General features: G+C 62.1%; 12 protein-coding genes. 3 read left to right on the top strand and 9 right to left on the bottom strand.

What is annotated here, in order from left to right; translation table 11 throughout:
• Positions 1 to 123 precede the first annotated feature (123 nt).
• The 3 genes from istB to RLDS_RS32430 are packed head-to-tail and all read right to left on the bottom strand — an operon-like array spanning position 124 to position 2,716.
• Complete coding sequence (gene istB, locus RLDS_RS32440) at positions 124 to 891, bottom strand: IS21-like element ISSsp5 family helper ATPase IstB (protein WP_007686288.1); 768 nt, start codon at positions 889 to 891, stop codon at positions 124 to 126.
• A complete protein-coding gene (gene istA / locus RLDS_RS32435; RefSeq protein ID WP_011950768.1) occupies positions 888 to 2,381 on the bottom strand; it encodes an IS21 family transposase in 1,494 nt (497 codons plus the stop codon). The genes istB and istA overlap by 4 nt, the downstream gene beginning before the upstream one ends.
• Positions 2,382 to 2,437: 56 nt before the next feature.
• Positions 2,438 to 2,716, bottom strand: a complete 279-nt coding sequence (locus RLDS_RS32430) for an alcohol dehydrogenase catalytic domain-containing protein (RefSeq protein WP_021224637.1) — start codon at positions 2,714 to 2,716, stop codon at positions 2,438 to 2,440.
• Between the two features lie 96 nt (positions 2,717 to 2,812).
• On the opposite strand from RLDS_RS32430, the gene RLDS_RS32425 reads away from it, so the two are divergent.
• Entirely contained in the window at positions 2,813 to 3,433 is a 621-nt protein-coding gene (locus tag RLDS_RS32425; protein ID WP_031297416.1) for a TetR/AcrR family transcriptional regulator, read from the top strand.
• Between the two features lie 73 nt (positions 3,434 to 3,506).
• A complete protein-coding gene (locus RLDS_RS32420; protein ID WP_031297415.1) occupies positions 3,507 to 4,337 on the top strand; it encodes an aldo/keto reductase in 831 nt (276 codons plus the stop codon).
• A gap of 836 nt (positions 4,338 to 5,173) precedes the next feature.
• Here the strand turns inward: RLDS_RS32420 and RLDS_RS54430 are convergent.
• Positions 5,174 to 5,998, bottom strand: a complete 825-nt coding sequence (locus RLDS_RS54430; RefSeq protein WP_021224634.1) for an abortive infection family protein — start codon at positions 5,996 to 5,998, stop codon at positions 5,174 to 5,176.
• A gap of 320 nt (positions 5,999 to 6,318) precedes the next feature.
• On the opposite strand from RLDS_RS54430, the gene RLDS_RS32410 reads away from it, so the two are divergent.
• Positions 6,319 to 7,458 (top strand): HEPN domain-containing protein, encoded by a 1,140-nt coding sequence (locus tag RLDS_RS32410; RefSeq protein WP_236616790.1) that lies wholly within the window; start codon positions 6,319 to 6,321, stop codon positions 7,456 to 7,458.
• A gap of 31 nt (positions 7,459 to 7,489) precedes the next feature.
• Here the strand turns inward: RLDS_RS32410 and RLDS_RS32405 are convergent, their stop codons facing one another.
• From RLDS_RS32405 to RLDS_RS32390, 5 genes are all read right to left on the bottom strand, one after another.
• Positions 7,490 to 7,726: a hypothetical protein gene (locus tag RLDS_RS32405; protein ID WP_021224632.1), complete on the bottom strand. Its 237-nt coding sequence runs from the start codon at positions 7,724 to 7,726 to the stop codon at positions 7,490 to 7,492.
• A 139-nt stretch (positions 7,727 to 7,865) separates the two neighbouring features.
• Positions 7,866 to 8,432 carry an HD domain-containing protein gene (locus tag RLDS_RS32400; RefSeq protein ID WP_021224631.1) on the bottom strand — a complete coding sequence of 189 codons (567 nt, stop codon included), beginning with the start codon at positions 8,430 to 8,432 and terminating at the stop codon, positions 7,866 to 7,868.
• A gap of 169 nt (positions 8,433 to 8,601) precedes the next feature.
• The gene (locus RLDS_RS32395) at positions 8,602 to 11,865 is read right to left on the bottom strand and encodes an error-prone DNA polymerase (protein WP_021224630.1); all 3,264 of its coding nucleotides are present in this window, start codon (positions 11,863 to 11,865) and stop codon (positions 8,602 to 8,604) included.
• Positions 11,865 to 13,682, bottom strand: a complete 1,818-nt coding sequence (locus tag RLDS_RS0127660) for a Y-family DNA polymerase (protein WP_021224629.1) — start codon at positions 13,680 to 13,682, stop codon at positions 11,865 to 11,867. Before RLDS_RS0127660 ends, RLDS_RS32395 begins: the two co-directional genes overlap by 1 nt.
• Complete coding sequence (locus RLDS_RS32390) at positions 13,600 to 14,376, bottom strand: ImuA family protein (RefSeq protein WP_021224628.1); 777 nt, start codon at positions 14,374 to 14,376, stop codon at positions 13,600 to 13,602. The genes RLDS_RS0127660 and RLDS_RS32390 overlap by 83 nt, the downstream gene beginning before the upstream one ends.
• Positions 14,377 to 14,383 lie beyond the last annotated feature (7 nt).

Below are 14,383 nucleotides of genomic sequence, written 5' to 3'. Positions count from 1 at the left end.
TGTCAACGGCGGAGCAAAAGTCGGCCATTCGGCGGCGTAAAACCAGGCCATCGTGTTACATGCCGGGGGGAGTGGCGTGAGGGCGTAGCCCGAGGGCCACTCCCCCCGGCATTGGTGTAATTTTCAGGGTCTGGTTTTGGCCTTGCGGGCCCGGCTGTGCGCGAGGCGATAGCTTTCGCCGTTCATCTCGAGGATGCTGACGTGATGGGTCAGGCGATCGAGGAGCGCGCCTGTGAGACGCTCAGATCCGAAGGTTTCGGTCCATTCGTCGAAGGGCAGGTTGCTGGTGATGAAGGTGGAGCCGCGTTCGTAACGCTGGGAGATCAGCTCGAACAACAGTTCGGCGCCGGTCTTGGAGAGCGGCACAAAGCCCAGTTCGTCGATGATGAGCAGCTTGTATCCGGCCATCTGCTTCTGGAAGCGCAGAAGACGGCGCTCGTCGCGGGCCTCCATCATTTCGCTGACCAGCGCTGCCGCGGTGGTGAAGCCCACCGACAGTCCTTTCTGGCATGCTGCCAGTCCGAGCCCCAACGCTACGTGCGTCTTTCCGGTGCCTGATGGCCCCAGAGCGATGGCGTTCTCACGCCGCTCGATCCACTCGCAGCGCGCCATCTCGAGCACCTGCATCTTGTTGAGCCTGGGGATGGCGGCGAAGTCGAAGCTGTCGAGGCTTTTGACGGCGGGGAAGCGCGCGGCCTTGATGCGCCGCTCGACCATGCGACGCTCCCTGTCGATCATTTCCATCTCGACGAGGCGGGCGAGGAAGCGGATATGATCGACGCCTTCAGCGGCACATTGCCGCGCGAGCTTGTGATGCTCACGCAGGCACGTAGGCAGCTTGAGCGCCTTGAGATGGTGAGCGAGAAGGATCTCCGGGGCCTGATCGCTCATGCGGCCTCCTGCCGGTCGGAGAGCAGGCTCAGATAGGCTCTGGCAAAGGTCTTCTCGACCGTGGTGCGTGGCAGGAAGGGATAGACGTCCAGGTCCAGCCTGGGCGGTACGCGTTCGATCCGGCACAGGACGAGGTGCTTGACGGCATCGAAGCCGATGGCGCCAAGATCGATGGCCTGTTCGACCGCCGCCTGGAGATCGGCGAGGGTGAACGTTTCCAGCAGGCGCAGTACCTGCACATATTCGCGCCTGCCATGTTTGTGCATGCGCCCTTCCATCAACCGCTGCAGTGTCGTGAACGCTTCGGGCAGGTCCCAGCCCTGCAAAGGCGCAGCCTGGTCGAATGCGTTGATCTTCTGCTCGATCAGCGGGAGATAATGGAGCGGGTCGAAGACAACCTCCTCGCGGGCATAGCAACGAGGATGACGGGCGATGACTTCGCTGCGGCAGCCGATCACCACCTCATCGACATAGGCCCTGATCCAGACCTCCTGATGGCCCCAGGCCACCGGAACCGAATAATCGTTGGTCCTGTAGCGCACCAGGGATTGCGAGGAGACCCTCCCGCCTTTCTGATCGCAGGCCTCGAAGGGTGTAGCGGGCAGAGGCTGCATGGCCGCGAGATCGCGCTGCAGCCGCTCACCGATCGTCTCGCTCTGCCCGCGCACCTTGTCCTGCTGGCGCTTGCGGCATTGCTCCTCCAGCCACAGGTTGAACGCCTCCCAGGTCGGGAACTTCGGGATCGGCACCATGAAGTTGCGCCGGCAATAGCCTACCAGCCCCTCCACATTGCCTTTCTCGTTCCCCTTGCCCGGGCGAGCATAGCGGTCGCGGATCACGTAATGTGACAGGAAAGCGCTGAACAGCGTGGCACGCTGCCGCGTGCCGTCGGGCAGGATCTTCGTCACAAGGCAGCGATCGTTGTCATAGACGATCGAGCGCGGTACCGCGCCGAAAAACGCGAAGGCATGCACGTGTCCGTCCACCCAGGCCTCCGCCACCGCCGCCGGATAGGCCCGCACATAGCAGGCATCACTGTGCGGCAGATCGAGCGCGAAGAAGTAGGCCTTCTGCTCCACCCCGCCGATCTCCACCAGCGCTTCCCCGAAATCGGCCTGCGCATCTCCCGCAGGGTGCGCCAGCGGCACGAACATCTCCCGGCTGCGCTGTTCGCGCTCCCGGATGTAATCCTTGATGATCGTATAGCCGCCGGTGAAACCATGCTCGGTGCGCAAACGGTCGAATACCCGCTTCGCCGTATGGCGTTGCTTGCGCGGGACACTGCGGTCACCCTCAAGCCATCCATCAATGATCGCCACAAACCCGTCCAGCTTCGGGCGCTGCGGTACGGACTGGCGCCGGTAACCCGGCGGCGATGAAAACGACAGCATCTTGCGTACCGTTTCGCGCGACACATTGAAACGCTTCGCCGCCGCCCGTTGGCTCATGCCATCCGCGCAAGCCAGACGGACCTGAAGATAAAGTTCCACGCTGTAGATCCCCACACCTCCCTGACTCGGCAGAAAGGCTTCAAGGTGGACGACTTTTACGCCGCCCGCAGCAGGACTATCCCGCCGCTACCGTGGTCGAATATTGCTCCGCCGTTCTCAGTAACGACAGTGCCGGCAGCCTCGTAGCCGAGGCGGCTCGGGAACTCGGCTTCCTGAAGGTAGGCATTGTTGCGGAACATCACCTCGGCGCGGTTTATGCCTATCGCCTTCACCGCGATCTGCACTTCATCGGCCGCGGGCCCGGGCACTGCCACATCTTCAATCCTGAGGACGCTGGCGTCGCCATATTCATGGATACGGACGATGCGGCTCATTGGAGACTCCTTGATTATTTAATGATCGTTCTGTAAGGGAGCGGACCACCCGTTTCAAGATATTATTTATCGATCGTTCCATATCGTGCATCAGAGATGACAGAGACGAAAGCCCGTCGCCGCGCAGGTCGCCCTCGTGTGTTCGACACTGACGCTGCGCTCGACAAGGCGGTGCGGCTGTTCTGGCAGCGCGGCTACGAGGCGACATCGATGGCCGATCTGGTGGCGGAGACTGGCGTCGCCGCCGCCAGTCTCTATGCAGCGTTTGACAACAAGGCGGGGCTGTTTGCGGCGGTGATCGAACGTTACGCCGCGACGTTCAGCGTCCACCTCTATGCACCCATCAACGATCCGGCGTTGTCCACCTACGAAGCCGTCAAAGGCCTGCTGGAACGAGCGGCGTCATCATTCTCGGAACCTGGAACGCCGGCCGGCTGCTTCATGTATTCGGCAGCGGCAGCCGTTTCGCCGGCGTCCGCCGCCACCGAATGCCTGCTGCGCGACAAGCGTATCGCGGCGGAGGCCCTCCTAATCGAGCGTCTGCAACGCGGCGCCGCGCAGGGCGAGCTTGCGGCCAACACCGATCCGGCCGTGCTAGGCAAATTCATCAATACGGTCATGGAAGGCATGTCCGTTCAGGCGCGCGACGGCGCTACGATCAACGAACTGCTCTCCATCGCCAAAATGGCGCTCGATCGATGGCCGGCCGCGATATGATCGTTTCATGGTGGTCATCTGCCAATCTGCCCCCCGACCGAACAGTCGAACTCATCTCATAGGACGAAAGCACATGAAACACGTGACATTGCCCGGCGGGGAAGTGGTTCCTTCACTGGGTCAAGGCACCTGGAAGATGGGCGAACGTGCCGAGCGCCGATCCGATGAGATCGCCACGCTACGCGCCGGTGTCGAACTGGGCATGACGCTCATCGATACCGCCGAAATGTACGGCGATGGTGCGGCGGAAACGCTGATATCCGAGGCGCTGGGCAGCGTTCGCGACCAGTTGTTCCTCGTCAGCAAGGCATATCCGCAGAACGCATCGCGCTCCCGCCTTGCCGATGCATGCGAGGCGAGCCTGAAGCGGCTCGGCACCGACCGGCTGGACCTCTACCTGCTCCATTGGCGGGGATCGGTGCCGCTCGCTGAGACTGTGGAGGCATTGGAGGCGCTCAAATCAGCGGGGAAAATCAGGCATTGGGGTGTCAGCAATCTCGATACCGACGATATGGACGAGCTTATCGCTGCCGGCGGGGATGGCTGCGTGACCGATCAGATCCTCTACAATCTCGTCCGTCGAGGCCCTGAGTTGGACCTGTTGCCGTGGCTCGCCCAGCACAAAGTGCCAGTGATGGCGTATAGTCCCGTCGAGCAGGGACGCCTCTCAAGCCATCCCGCCCTCGACAAAGTAGCGGCCCAGGTTGGCGCAACCCCTGCGCAGGTCGCACTTGCCTGGACGTTGCGCCACGATGGCCTTATCGCCATCCCGAAAGCGAGTTCGATTGCACATGTGCGGGAGAACCGCGCGGCCGCAGATATCGTGCTCTCCGACGCCGACATTGCGACACTCGATGCGGAATTTCCCAGGCCCCGCGACCGCCGTCCACTCGAGATGCTTTAGCGTCAGATGACGATATTATCGCTCGAAGGAACAGAACGCAAACCGGATCGGCGGTAGGCGCTCAGCGGTGCGGTGATCGGACCAGTGTCGACACCGCTATCGAGCGGGTGCTGCGCGACTGACGGTTCGAGCACCAGGCCTATCGCGCCCCTGGCCCCAATCTGCTCTTAGCCTCCACGAATAACCGTCTGACCGTTCTTACCGTCTATGGGGCGTATCCGAGCTGGCAGGGCATCCAGCCAAGGGCGTCATTCTTGTCCATCGGGCGCTCGGGCGGCCTAGCTGTCAGCACGACACCGCGCTGCCTGAGTTTCCGAGCTGCCATCCCAGCGTGCGCCGCTGGCGGGAAGGTGAGCCGATTACTCGCTCAAGCTCAGTTCGACAGAGCGCAGGCCATGAACCGTTCACTGCACTGCAGCGCCGAATTAGCGCTCTGCTACCTAGAGAGCTGCTTAGCAAAAAAAATGCTCTCAATAGCCCGATCTCGCAAGCTCAGTATCTGATTTACGAAAAAGGGAAATGTGGTGGACGCACTAGGGCTCGAACCTAGGACCCGCTGATTAAGAGTCAGCTGCTTGACGGCAGCTTTAGCCGATTTCTCCCCAAAAGAGGACGGTCAACAATCGGCCCACTTTCTGCCGATCTGTGATGCCAGTCAGGCAAACGATGTATGTCGGCTCCAGACAGGAGCTGCCATCCGATCTATCAATTTGGAACGGCAGCACTGTCCCACTATTTGCCGGTCGCCCATCGACCCTACCAAGACATGCGGCCTGATTTCGCTCCCCAGAAGACAACCGTCGCGCCCTTCACTGTGGCAGTCAAGCAAGATGCTCCTACGACGTCTTGTGAACATGCGACTCTGAAGCCGGAGATTCCAGATGCGACTCGAAGGCGAAATTGACGAGGGTGGTGGCCGCGCCGACGGCAAGGCGGGCATGGCGTGGCGTCACACCACGCACCTTGCCGTCGCGACCGTGGCCGGTGCCGTAGAGGCTGCGAATTTCGGCAACGCCTTGCACAACGGTCGCAAGGTTGCTCAACATGGTCTTTATAGTTTTTGCGCCTCTGGCAGCCTCGGGAATGTCGTTTGGTAACAGCCGCAAGGCACCAAAGACCTTCTTGCCGAGCTGGGGCAAGTCTTCTTTGTCGTAGTCGATCCCGCGCTCGCGCAAGATGGTTTTAAAGCAGCTCTCGACCAGTTCTTTCGCGGTGCCGATCGCGAGCGCAGGGTCTTTCACGATGGAGCCTTCCATCCGCCTAATCTGGTCGGCGATGTGTGCGGCGTCAAAGCGCAGGGCATGCGCCTTGATATCGTCGAGGCGCAAAGCGGGATCCTCGAGCTTCGCGATCACCTCGAATAGCTGCTCCTTGTCGCGCGCCTCCGTGCCAGCATTATAGTCGGCCATACGCTCGCGGTATTTCCAGAGGGCGCGCAGCATGCGCGCGACGAGCGGGGCAGGCTCCACGTCAACGAAGCTGCGGACGCGGTTGGCCTTGGAATCCCCGCGCGACGCATAGCTGTCAGCATAGATGTCGATATTGAACTCGTCCTCGAACCAATCCGACAGAGTCCGGTTGGAGAAGTCGAGTACATAACCGCCGCCCATGCCGAATGCTTGGTCGATGATTCGATATTCAGTCCGTTTGAGGGAAGCCATGATTAGCGATTTTGTCGCAAATTCCCTTCCATTTGCAACTATGAACCTTCATGTGTGGGGCTATACCGACGAGCGCGGACGGTTCATTGGCGGCTGATCAGCGTCCGCTATTACGACCTCGGCGCCCGGAAGCAGCCAGTCGGCTAGGTCCCATGGCTTGCCATTCCCGCCCTACTGAATTCCATCCTAAGTCGATAAAAACTAACCCCGCCGGAGAGGCCTTCACGGCGGGGCCATAGTCCAGGCAGGGCCGCTCGGAAGGGGAGCGACAGCTCTGATGTGGTAGTATCGACGAAGCTAACATGAGGATTTCTTCTGCCGTGTTCCGGCCGCGCCACATTCCAAAGCATAGGATGGGCAGACCTTCGTTGTGGCGAAATGCCGTCTCATTTGTGGCAATGACAAACGTCAGCAATTTTCGTTGCGCAGGCAATCTCCCGCTGCCCAATGTCCTGATTTGGTCGGACGTGCTTGCACTTGGCGACCCTTCCGGCGATGACATGAACATGGCTGAGTTGAAGACCGATACCGCACATCTGCCAGGGCGAGCGCGTCGCGACCTTGCCCGCGCGGTCGAAATTCTGCGTGATGAATTCGGCAAGCAGGTTGCGCGCCGCAATGGTCGGCACGTCCGCGAGGGCCGCATTCTGAAGATCATCCTGTTCGGATCCTATGCGCGTGGCCGCCAGGTGATCGACCCGGTAGGCCGGTATTTTTCCGACTATGATATCCTGGTGATAGTGAGCCATGAGGATCTGACGGACGCAGCAGAATATTGGGTGCAGGCTGAAGATCGGATGGTCGACATGCTGCTGCGACGCTTCTGGCCGCAGCCTCTCAATCTGATTGTCCACAGCATCGACGATATCAATCACCAGCTCGAACGTGGACGTTATTTCTTCACCGATATCGTGAAGGACGGCATCGCGCTGTTCGAGGAGCCGGGACATCCGCTTGCCGATCCCGTTCCACTTTCGGCTGAAGAGGCTCTGAAGGAAGCGCAGTTCTATTTTGACGATGATTATCCGAGCATCCGTCGTGCCCTGAAACTTGCTGATTATGCGCGAAGTGAGGTTCCGAACGAGCAGAGCATACTTGAACAGAACAAATGGAGGAATGAGGCCGCGTTTCAGCTTCACCAAGCGACAGAGCGCGCCTATTATTGCATCCTGCTGGTTCTGAAATTGTATCGGCCCAAGTCACACAATCTCAACTTCCTGTCCCAGCGCTGCGAGCAGCTTGACGAACGTTTGATAGGCATCTGGCAGCGGGAGTCGAAGGAGGGCAAGCGCTGCTACGAACTGCTGCGCGCCGCCTATATCAAGGCGCGCTACTCCGATTTCTACAAGATCACTGACGGGGAGCTGGACTGGCTGACGGCGCGCATTCGTGAGTTGCAGGCGCTGACCCAGACCATCTGCCAGGAGCATCTGGGCGGCGTTGCTCGCCCGGCGGACTGACCTAGGGGCTCCAGGAGATGCGATTTAGGGCTTAACCGCTCTCTGCGTCGCCGGCCTGATCATGGAGGCGCTGAAGCATTGCAATCCGCGCCCGTGAGATGCGCATCGCGTCCACCGCATCGGTATCGCCGCCGATCCTGCCCATCCCTGGCGAGCGTGCCTCCGCCTCGAGGGCGGCATATAGGGCTTTTTCTACCCTGAGTACGGCAAGCAGGTCATCTTTTCCCGGTCGCTCGGCGGCATGAGAAAGGGGAAGGGGCTCGGTCATGGCAGTGGGTCTCCCTGGCAAGGCTAGGTCCTATACCGCTCGGAGCTGCATTGGTTGCGCGTTCCTGCTTCTTGCGGGAGGCATCGTTCAACCGCACTCAGTCGCCATAGTTCTGGGGCTAAGGACTGAGGCGTGCTGATCACTGCAATCTGGCAATCTCCGCGCGCAGATTCTTGTGCGCCCGCTCCTCAAGATGCGCGAACCGTTCGGTCTGGAAAATCTGCTTCTGGTCGAACGCCCTGAGCACGGCCGCGCGCCCGGCATGATATTGCGGCGTCGGGACATGGGCATATTCCAGGCGGATCTGATGCGCGTAGCGGGCATAGGCCGGCGTTGACGCACCCAGGATGCCGAGGTCGAGATCATTCAGGAGGTTTTGCGTTTCCGAGCCCGGTTCATGCCGCTTGGTTCCCAGGATCAGCTCTACCACCGACGCTATTGCGATGTCTGATCCCGCGAGATCCTGCTGCGCCACCTTTGCCGACAATTCTTCATTGTCCGAGGCCTTTGGGTCATAAACGATGTCATGCAGCCAGATCGCCGCGATCATCTCCCTGGTCGCGTCAGCTGGAGGAAGGTTCGCCAACATCGCTTCGACATGCGCGCGGGTGTGATAATGGCGTTGCGGCTCGTTCAGCCTTGCGAGCCATCTTCTGGTAATGGCGGGGGCGAGACCCAGCAGCAGCAGGGATTGGTCGGGTGTCATGCCGGTGCGTCTATCGGGTCTGCCGATCGATGTCGCGCCCCTTCGCAGGCATGGGCGCGCTGGTCGATCTGCGACCTGCCAGGTGGGGGACGGTCCTATCTGACGATGAAGGGGGTCCGTCGGCCGTTGATGGCAATGGTAGGAGCGCGGCATGCTCGGGCCTGCGCGATCAATGAAAATCATGGCTGCGTATCGGCATGATCTCGTCTTGCTGGGGTGGGGATGTGCCATAAGGCGGTGACCCGAGCGTTCGACCGCGCCAGATGGCCGGTTCACGCGGATCGGGGCCGCCGCCATGGCTCGCGCCATCGCCGCGCCCTGGCGCGACCGTAAAATCCATCCGACCAACCGAGCGCAGCATCTCGTCATGATCGACGATCCGGTCGCAGATGATGTGGATAACTTCGCCTTCCTTCTGAAGCCGTCCACGCATGGCGATCATGGAGGCGGACATGACCTGCCTGCGATAAATCTCGAACCGGTCGGGCCACAAAATGCCCTGGGCCACACCCGTTTCATCCTCGATGGTGACGAACAGCACCCCTTTGGCCGAACCGGGACGCTGTCGCACCAGAATGACGCCGGCCACCTCGATGTTGCGCCCATCGCGGATCGACGGAAGATCCGCGCAGCGCACGATGCGCATGGCGTCGAGCTGCGGTCGCAGGAAGTGCAATGGATGCGCGCGCAGCGAGAGCTGGAGCGCACGATAATCCTCCACGACTTCCCGCCCCTCAGTCATTGGGACAAGCGCCACCGGTGCTTCATGCCCCTCCGGTGAAAAGCCACCTGCACGTGCATCGGCTGCCGCAAAGAGGGGAAGGGGGGCTTCACCCAGGCCCTTGACCTTCCATAGCCCCTGCCGCCTGTCTTCGTCGATGCAGGCAAAAGCGTCAGCTTCGGCAAGCCGTTCGATTGCAGCGCGTGGAACTCCCGCTCGGCGCCAGACCTCTTCGACGCTGGCGAAGGGGGACGGGCCGCGCGCCCCGACGATCGCCGCACCATGAAGATTGGCGAGACCGCGTACCTGTCGGAACCCCAGACGGACAGCCATATATCGCCCCCTGGTCGGCTCCAGCGTGCAATCCCAATGGCTATGGTTGATCGATACCGGCCGAACCTCGACCCCATGGTTGCGCGCGTCGCGTACGATCTGCGCCGGCGCATAAAAGCCCATGGGCTGGGCATTGAGCAGAGCGGAGCAGAAGACGTCGGGGTGATGATGCTTCATCCAGCAGCTTGCATAGGCGATCTTGGCGAAGCTGGCGGCATGGCTCTCGGGAAAGCCATAGGAGCCGAAGCCCTCGATCTGCTTGAAGGTCCGCTCGGCAAAGTCCTTGGGATAGCCCCGCGCGATCATGCCGTTCACCAGCTTGTCGTAGAAATGGCTGACACCGCCGGTGAGCTTGAACGTTGCCATGGCACGGCGCAGTTGATCGGCTTCGACCGGCGTGAAGCCTGCGCCCACGATCGCGACCTTCATCGCCTGTTCCTGAAACAGCGGGACGCCCAGGGTCTTCTTGAGCACTGCTTCCAGTTCGGGCCTGGGATATTCTGGCGTCTCCTTGCCCTCTCGGCGCCGGAGATAGGGATGGACCATGTCACCCTGGATCGGCCCCGGGCGAACGATCGCCACCTCGATCACCAGATCGTAGAATTCCTTTGGCTTGATCCGGGGCAACATGGACATCTGCGCCCGGCTCTCGATCTGGAATACGCCCAGCGTGTCGGCCCGCTGGATCATCGCATAGACGTCCGGGTCATCATCCTGCAGATCGGCCATGCCGACCTTGATACCCTTATGCTCCTCCAGCAGGTTGAACGCCCGGTTCATGCAGCCGAGCATCCCCAGGCCGAGCACATCGACCTTCATGAATTTCAGTGCATCGATGTCATCCTTGTCCCATTCGATCGTTTGGCGATTTTCCATCCGGGCAGGCTCGATCGGCACGAGATCGTCGAGCCGGTCCTGCGTCAGGACGAAGCCGCCGGGATGCTGGGAGAGATGCCGCGGCGTGCCGATGAGCTGGCGGGAAAGCTCCAGGGTAAGCTTCAGCCGATGATCCTGCGGATTGAGGTTGGCGCTTTCGATCTGCTCTTGCGAAATCCCGTCCATGCTCCAGCCCCAGACGAGACCGGTCAGCATTTTGATCAGGTCACGCGGAAGGCCCAGCGCCTTGCCGACTTCGGCGACTGCACCACGCGTGCGATAGCGGGTGACGACGGCCGTCAGCGCGGAGCGGGTGCGACCATAGGTGTCGTAGATCCACTGGATGATCTCTTCACGGCGCTCATGCTCGAAATCGACGTCGATATCGGGCGGCTCCTTGCGTTCGCCCGAAACGAACCGCTCGAAAAGCAATTCGTGCTTGATCGGGTCGATCGAGGTGATGCCGAGCATGTAGCAGACGCAGCTATTGGCCGCAGAACCCCGGCCCTGGCAAAGGATGCCGCGCCTGCGGCTTTCGGCGACGATCGCATTGACCGTCAAAAAATAGGGTGCGTAGCCGAGCTGGTCGATCAGGCGCAGCTCATGGTCGATCTGCTTGCGATAGTCGTTGGGCAGTCCCGCTGGGAACATGCGCTGTGCGGCGGCGTCGGTGAGTGCCGCAAGCGCTTCCTGCGCGCTGTGGCCCTCCATCACCTCCTCATAGGGATATTGATACTGGATTTCGCCCAGATCGAATTGGCACCGTTCAGCGATATCCGCGCTGGCCTGGATCGCGTCGGGGAAGGCGGCAAAGCGCCGTTCCATCTCCTGCGGGCTTTTCAGATTACGATCCATGTAGCGCTCGCGCTTGAATCCCAGCGCATCGATGCTCGTCTGCTCGCGGATCGCCGTCATCACATCCTGCAGAGGGCGGGCCTCGGGCGTGTGATAAAGAATGTCGCCGGTCGCGACGCTGCGGACGCCTGCATTACGTGCCATGGCATCGAGATCATGGAGACGGGCAGCATCTTCCGGCCGGCGGCGAAGCGAAAGCGCCATATAGGCGCGATCGCCAAAGACCTGCCTCAGTTCGGCAAGGTTGGCGAGCGTGGCGCTATCGGCCATGTCCGGAAGCAGAATGGCGATCAGCCCTTCGGCATGATGTGCCACATCGGCCCACTCGAGGAGGCAGCAGCCCTTGCCGCCGCGTGCCTTGCCCACCGAAAGCAGGCGCGTCAGCTGTGACCAAGCAGCGCGATCCGTCGGATAGAGTAACAAGGCGCGACCGTCCGAAAGATCGACCCGCGCGCCCGCGATCATGCGCACGCCGGTCGCCTTCTGCCCCGCCCAGCCGCGCACCACTCCAGCGACGCTGCCCCAGTCTGCAAGTCCAAGCGCCTGATGGCCTAGGAGCGCTGCGGCCGAGAACAGCTCTTCCGGCGAGGACGCACCACGCAGGAAGGAAAAATGGCTCGTGACCTGGAGTTCCACATAACGCGCCATCAGCCAAACAGCCCGTGCATATACCAGCTCAGGTCACCGGTCGGCGCGTCGACGCCATCGCCGCGACGGAAGATCCAGAATCGCTCGCCCCCTTGCGCTTCCACCCGGAAATAATCCCGGACCGCCCACATCTCGCGTGCATTCTTCCACCACTCGCCATGAATGCGCTCGGGGCCGTCACCGGCCACCATGCGATAATCTTGCCGGCGCCAGGTAAAGCGGCGCGGCGGGTGATCAGGAAGCAGGGCGACAACATGAGAGAGGCGTTCGGGGCGAGGCAACATGCGAACCGGCCGTTTCCATGCAGGCCAGCCCAATGGCTTGAGCAAGGCTTCCGTCCGCCGGACCGCGCGTTCGGGCACATCGCTTTCATGGGCGGACAGCCGGAAGGGGGCATCGGGCTCTATCCGTCCTGCGAGCTGATCGAGAAGCGTGGATATGTCGCTCGGCCGATCGCCGCTTCCGAGCGATGCCTCCAGGGTCTGGGCCTCCAGCGGCTCGACACGAGGGGCGGCGAGCGTCATCGCCTCTATGCCAAGGCCCGGGTCGATCTTTTCCACCCGCATCGCCAGCATGCGCTTCAAATGCCGCGCGTCGCGCGTTGCCCGGGCGGTGCCGATCGCGATCGGCTGCTCGGTGGCATCGACGATTTTGCAGGTCAGGTGCGCCGTGCGCAACCCCACGCCGCGTTCCTGGAGGAGGGCCACCAGATCGTCGACCAGATCGCCGATCACCTGGACGATGGCTTCCGCCGTGCCGATCGGTTCAAGCAGGCGCCGCTCGACGCACGGAAGGTCGAACGGGATGAGCGGGATAATGGGTTCGGCTACCATGCCGCGGGCCTGGTCAAGCCGCCGGACGGCATCGAGACCCAGGCGTTTGGCCAATGGGCCGCGCGGCATGGGATAAAGGTCGGCGATACGATCAATACCGAAGCGCGCGGCCGCCATCAGAGCGTCGGGCGTAAGGCGCAGGGCGGCCAGCGGCAGATCGGCAATGGCCTGGGATTCGCCGCCATGGGGCAATAGGGTGACGGCCTCGCCGCGATAGCGCGCGAGCGCATGTGCCGCGCCCGGCGTGCCGGCGATCGCGATGCTGGCAGTGAAACCCAGTCGCTCGAGGAAGCGAAGGAGCCGGCGACAGAAGCGCGCTTCGCCACCGAACAAATGGGTCGTACCGGTGAGGTCCAGCCACAGGCCATCGGCGCCCGATATGCAGGCTGTGGGTGTCCAGTGACCAATGGCATGGAACGCCAGCCGCTCAAGCCATGCACGATCTGCTTGCGGTTGTGCATCGCGCACGTCCAGATCGCTCACCAGCGCTCGCGCATGGGCGGCTGCCATGCCGGATCGCAGACCAAGGTCCAGCGCGACGGGGCACGCCGCCGTGACGACATCGCGCTGGCCGGCGCGCTCGATCAAGACCATCGGCTTTCCCCAGAAGGTCGCCCAATTGAGCGGAAGGGCACTTGCTGCCCCTCTTCCTGCATCCTCTGCAGGCATGGCTCTGAACGGATGGTCGGCGGATTCGCTGCGCCGTCCCATCTCGCGCATGGTGGGACGCTGATGGGCAGGGAGTGCATCGATCTCGGCCTGACTGGGGCGATTACCGAGCGATCCATCACGCGCCCAGCGGGCGCCGGGGCGCCAGCCGCCGCCGCGGGGTACGGAGCAGGCGCCGGGATTATCGTCGATCGGTGTTGCAAGGCGCGGCGCGAGCGCAATCCCGCCTGTTTCAGGCGGCCTGACTGTCCGCTCCAGCCGCCGAAGCCGCTCGATGGCGAGCTGCGGCAGGTAGAGCGAGGCGACCCTTGTCATCACAGGCGTCCAGTTCGAGGGAAAAGGGATTGCCATTGCGCTGGCGTACAAGTTCGATCGACCAGCGCGCCCGGCCGACGCCGGGATGGGCGAGGCGCGCGGATGGCAGGCAGCCGATGCGCCATCGGGTCATGGCGGAAGAAAGGCCGCTTAGCGGACAGCGCTCGCGGGCGCGATGGCGGCGATAGAGCAGCATCGGCGTCCGACTATCGGAGGCGGCAAGCTGAAGACGGCGGGTTGCTGTCTGGTCGGCCTGTCTGACTTCGGCAATGACGCACGCCAGCGATCCGTCGCGCAGTGCGTCCTCGGCCATGGCGAGGACGATATTGTCCTTTTGCCCTTGGGCGTAAAAAACCTTGTTCGGACCAAGTCCGACCTGCTCCAGGCCAGGCGCGTAGAGGTCGAACTGTGTGAGCGCCCAGAATATGCTGAGCTGCGGATCAGCTGCAAAGCGGGCGGCGATCCCGGCTGTAAAAAGGGTTGCCGCAGCATCGTCGCTCAGCGTCGCCGACGCCGCCGCAATCTCATGCAGTCCAGCGCTATCGAGGCCATGACTTGCCAGCCGCTCGTCCAGCGCAGACACGCCAAAAGGCATTGCAGGACTGCGCGCGCTGTTGCTGTGCGCGAGCCCCGCGCGGAGCGCGGCAAGCTGATCGGCGCGCGGCCGATCGGGAAAAGAGGATAGCGTGGGCATGGGAACA

It is taken from the genome of Sphingobium lactosutens DS20 (genome assembly GCF_000445105.1).
GTDB lineage: Bacteria > Pseudomonadota > Alphaproteobacteria > Sphingomonadales > Sphingomonadaceae > Sphingobium > Sphingobium lactosutens.
Note: the sequence above shows the minus strand (reverse complement) of the source record. Positions and strands in the feature narration are given on the sequence as shown.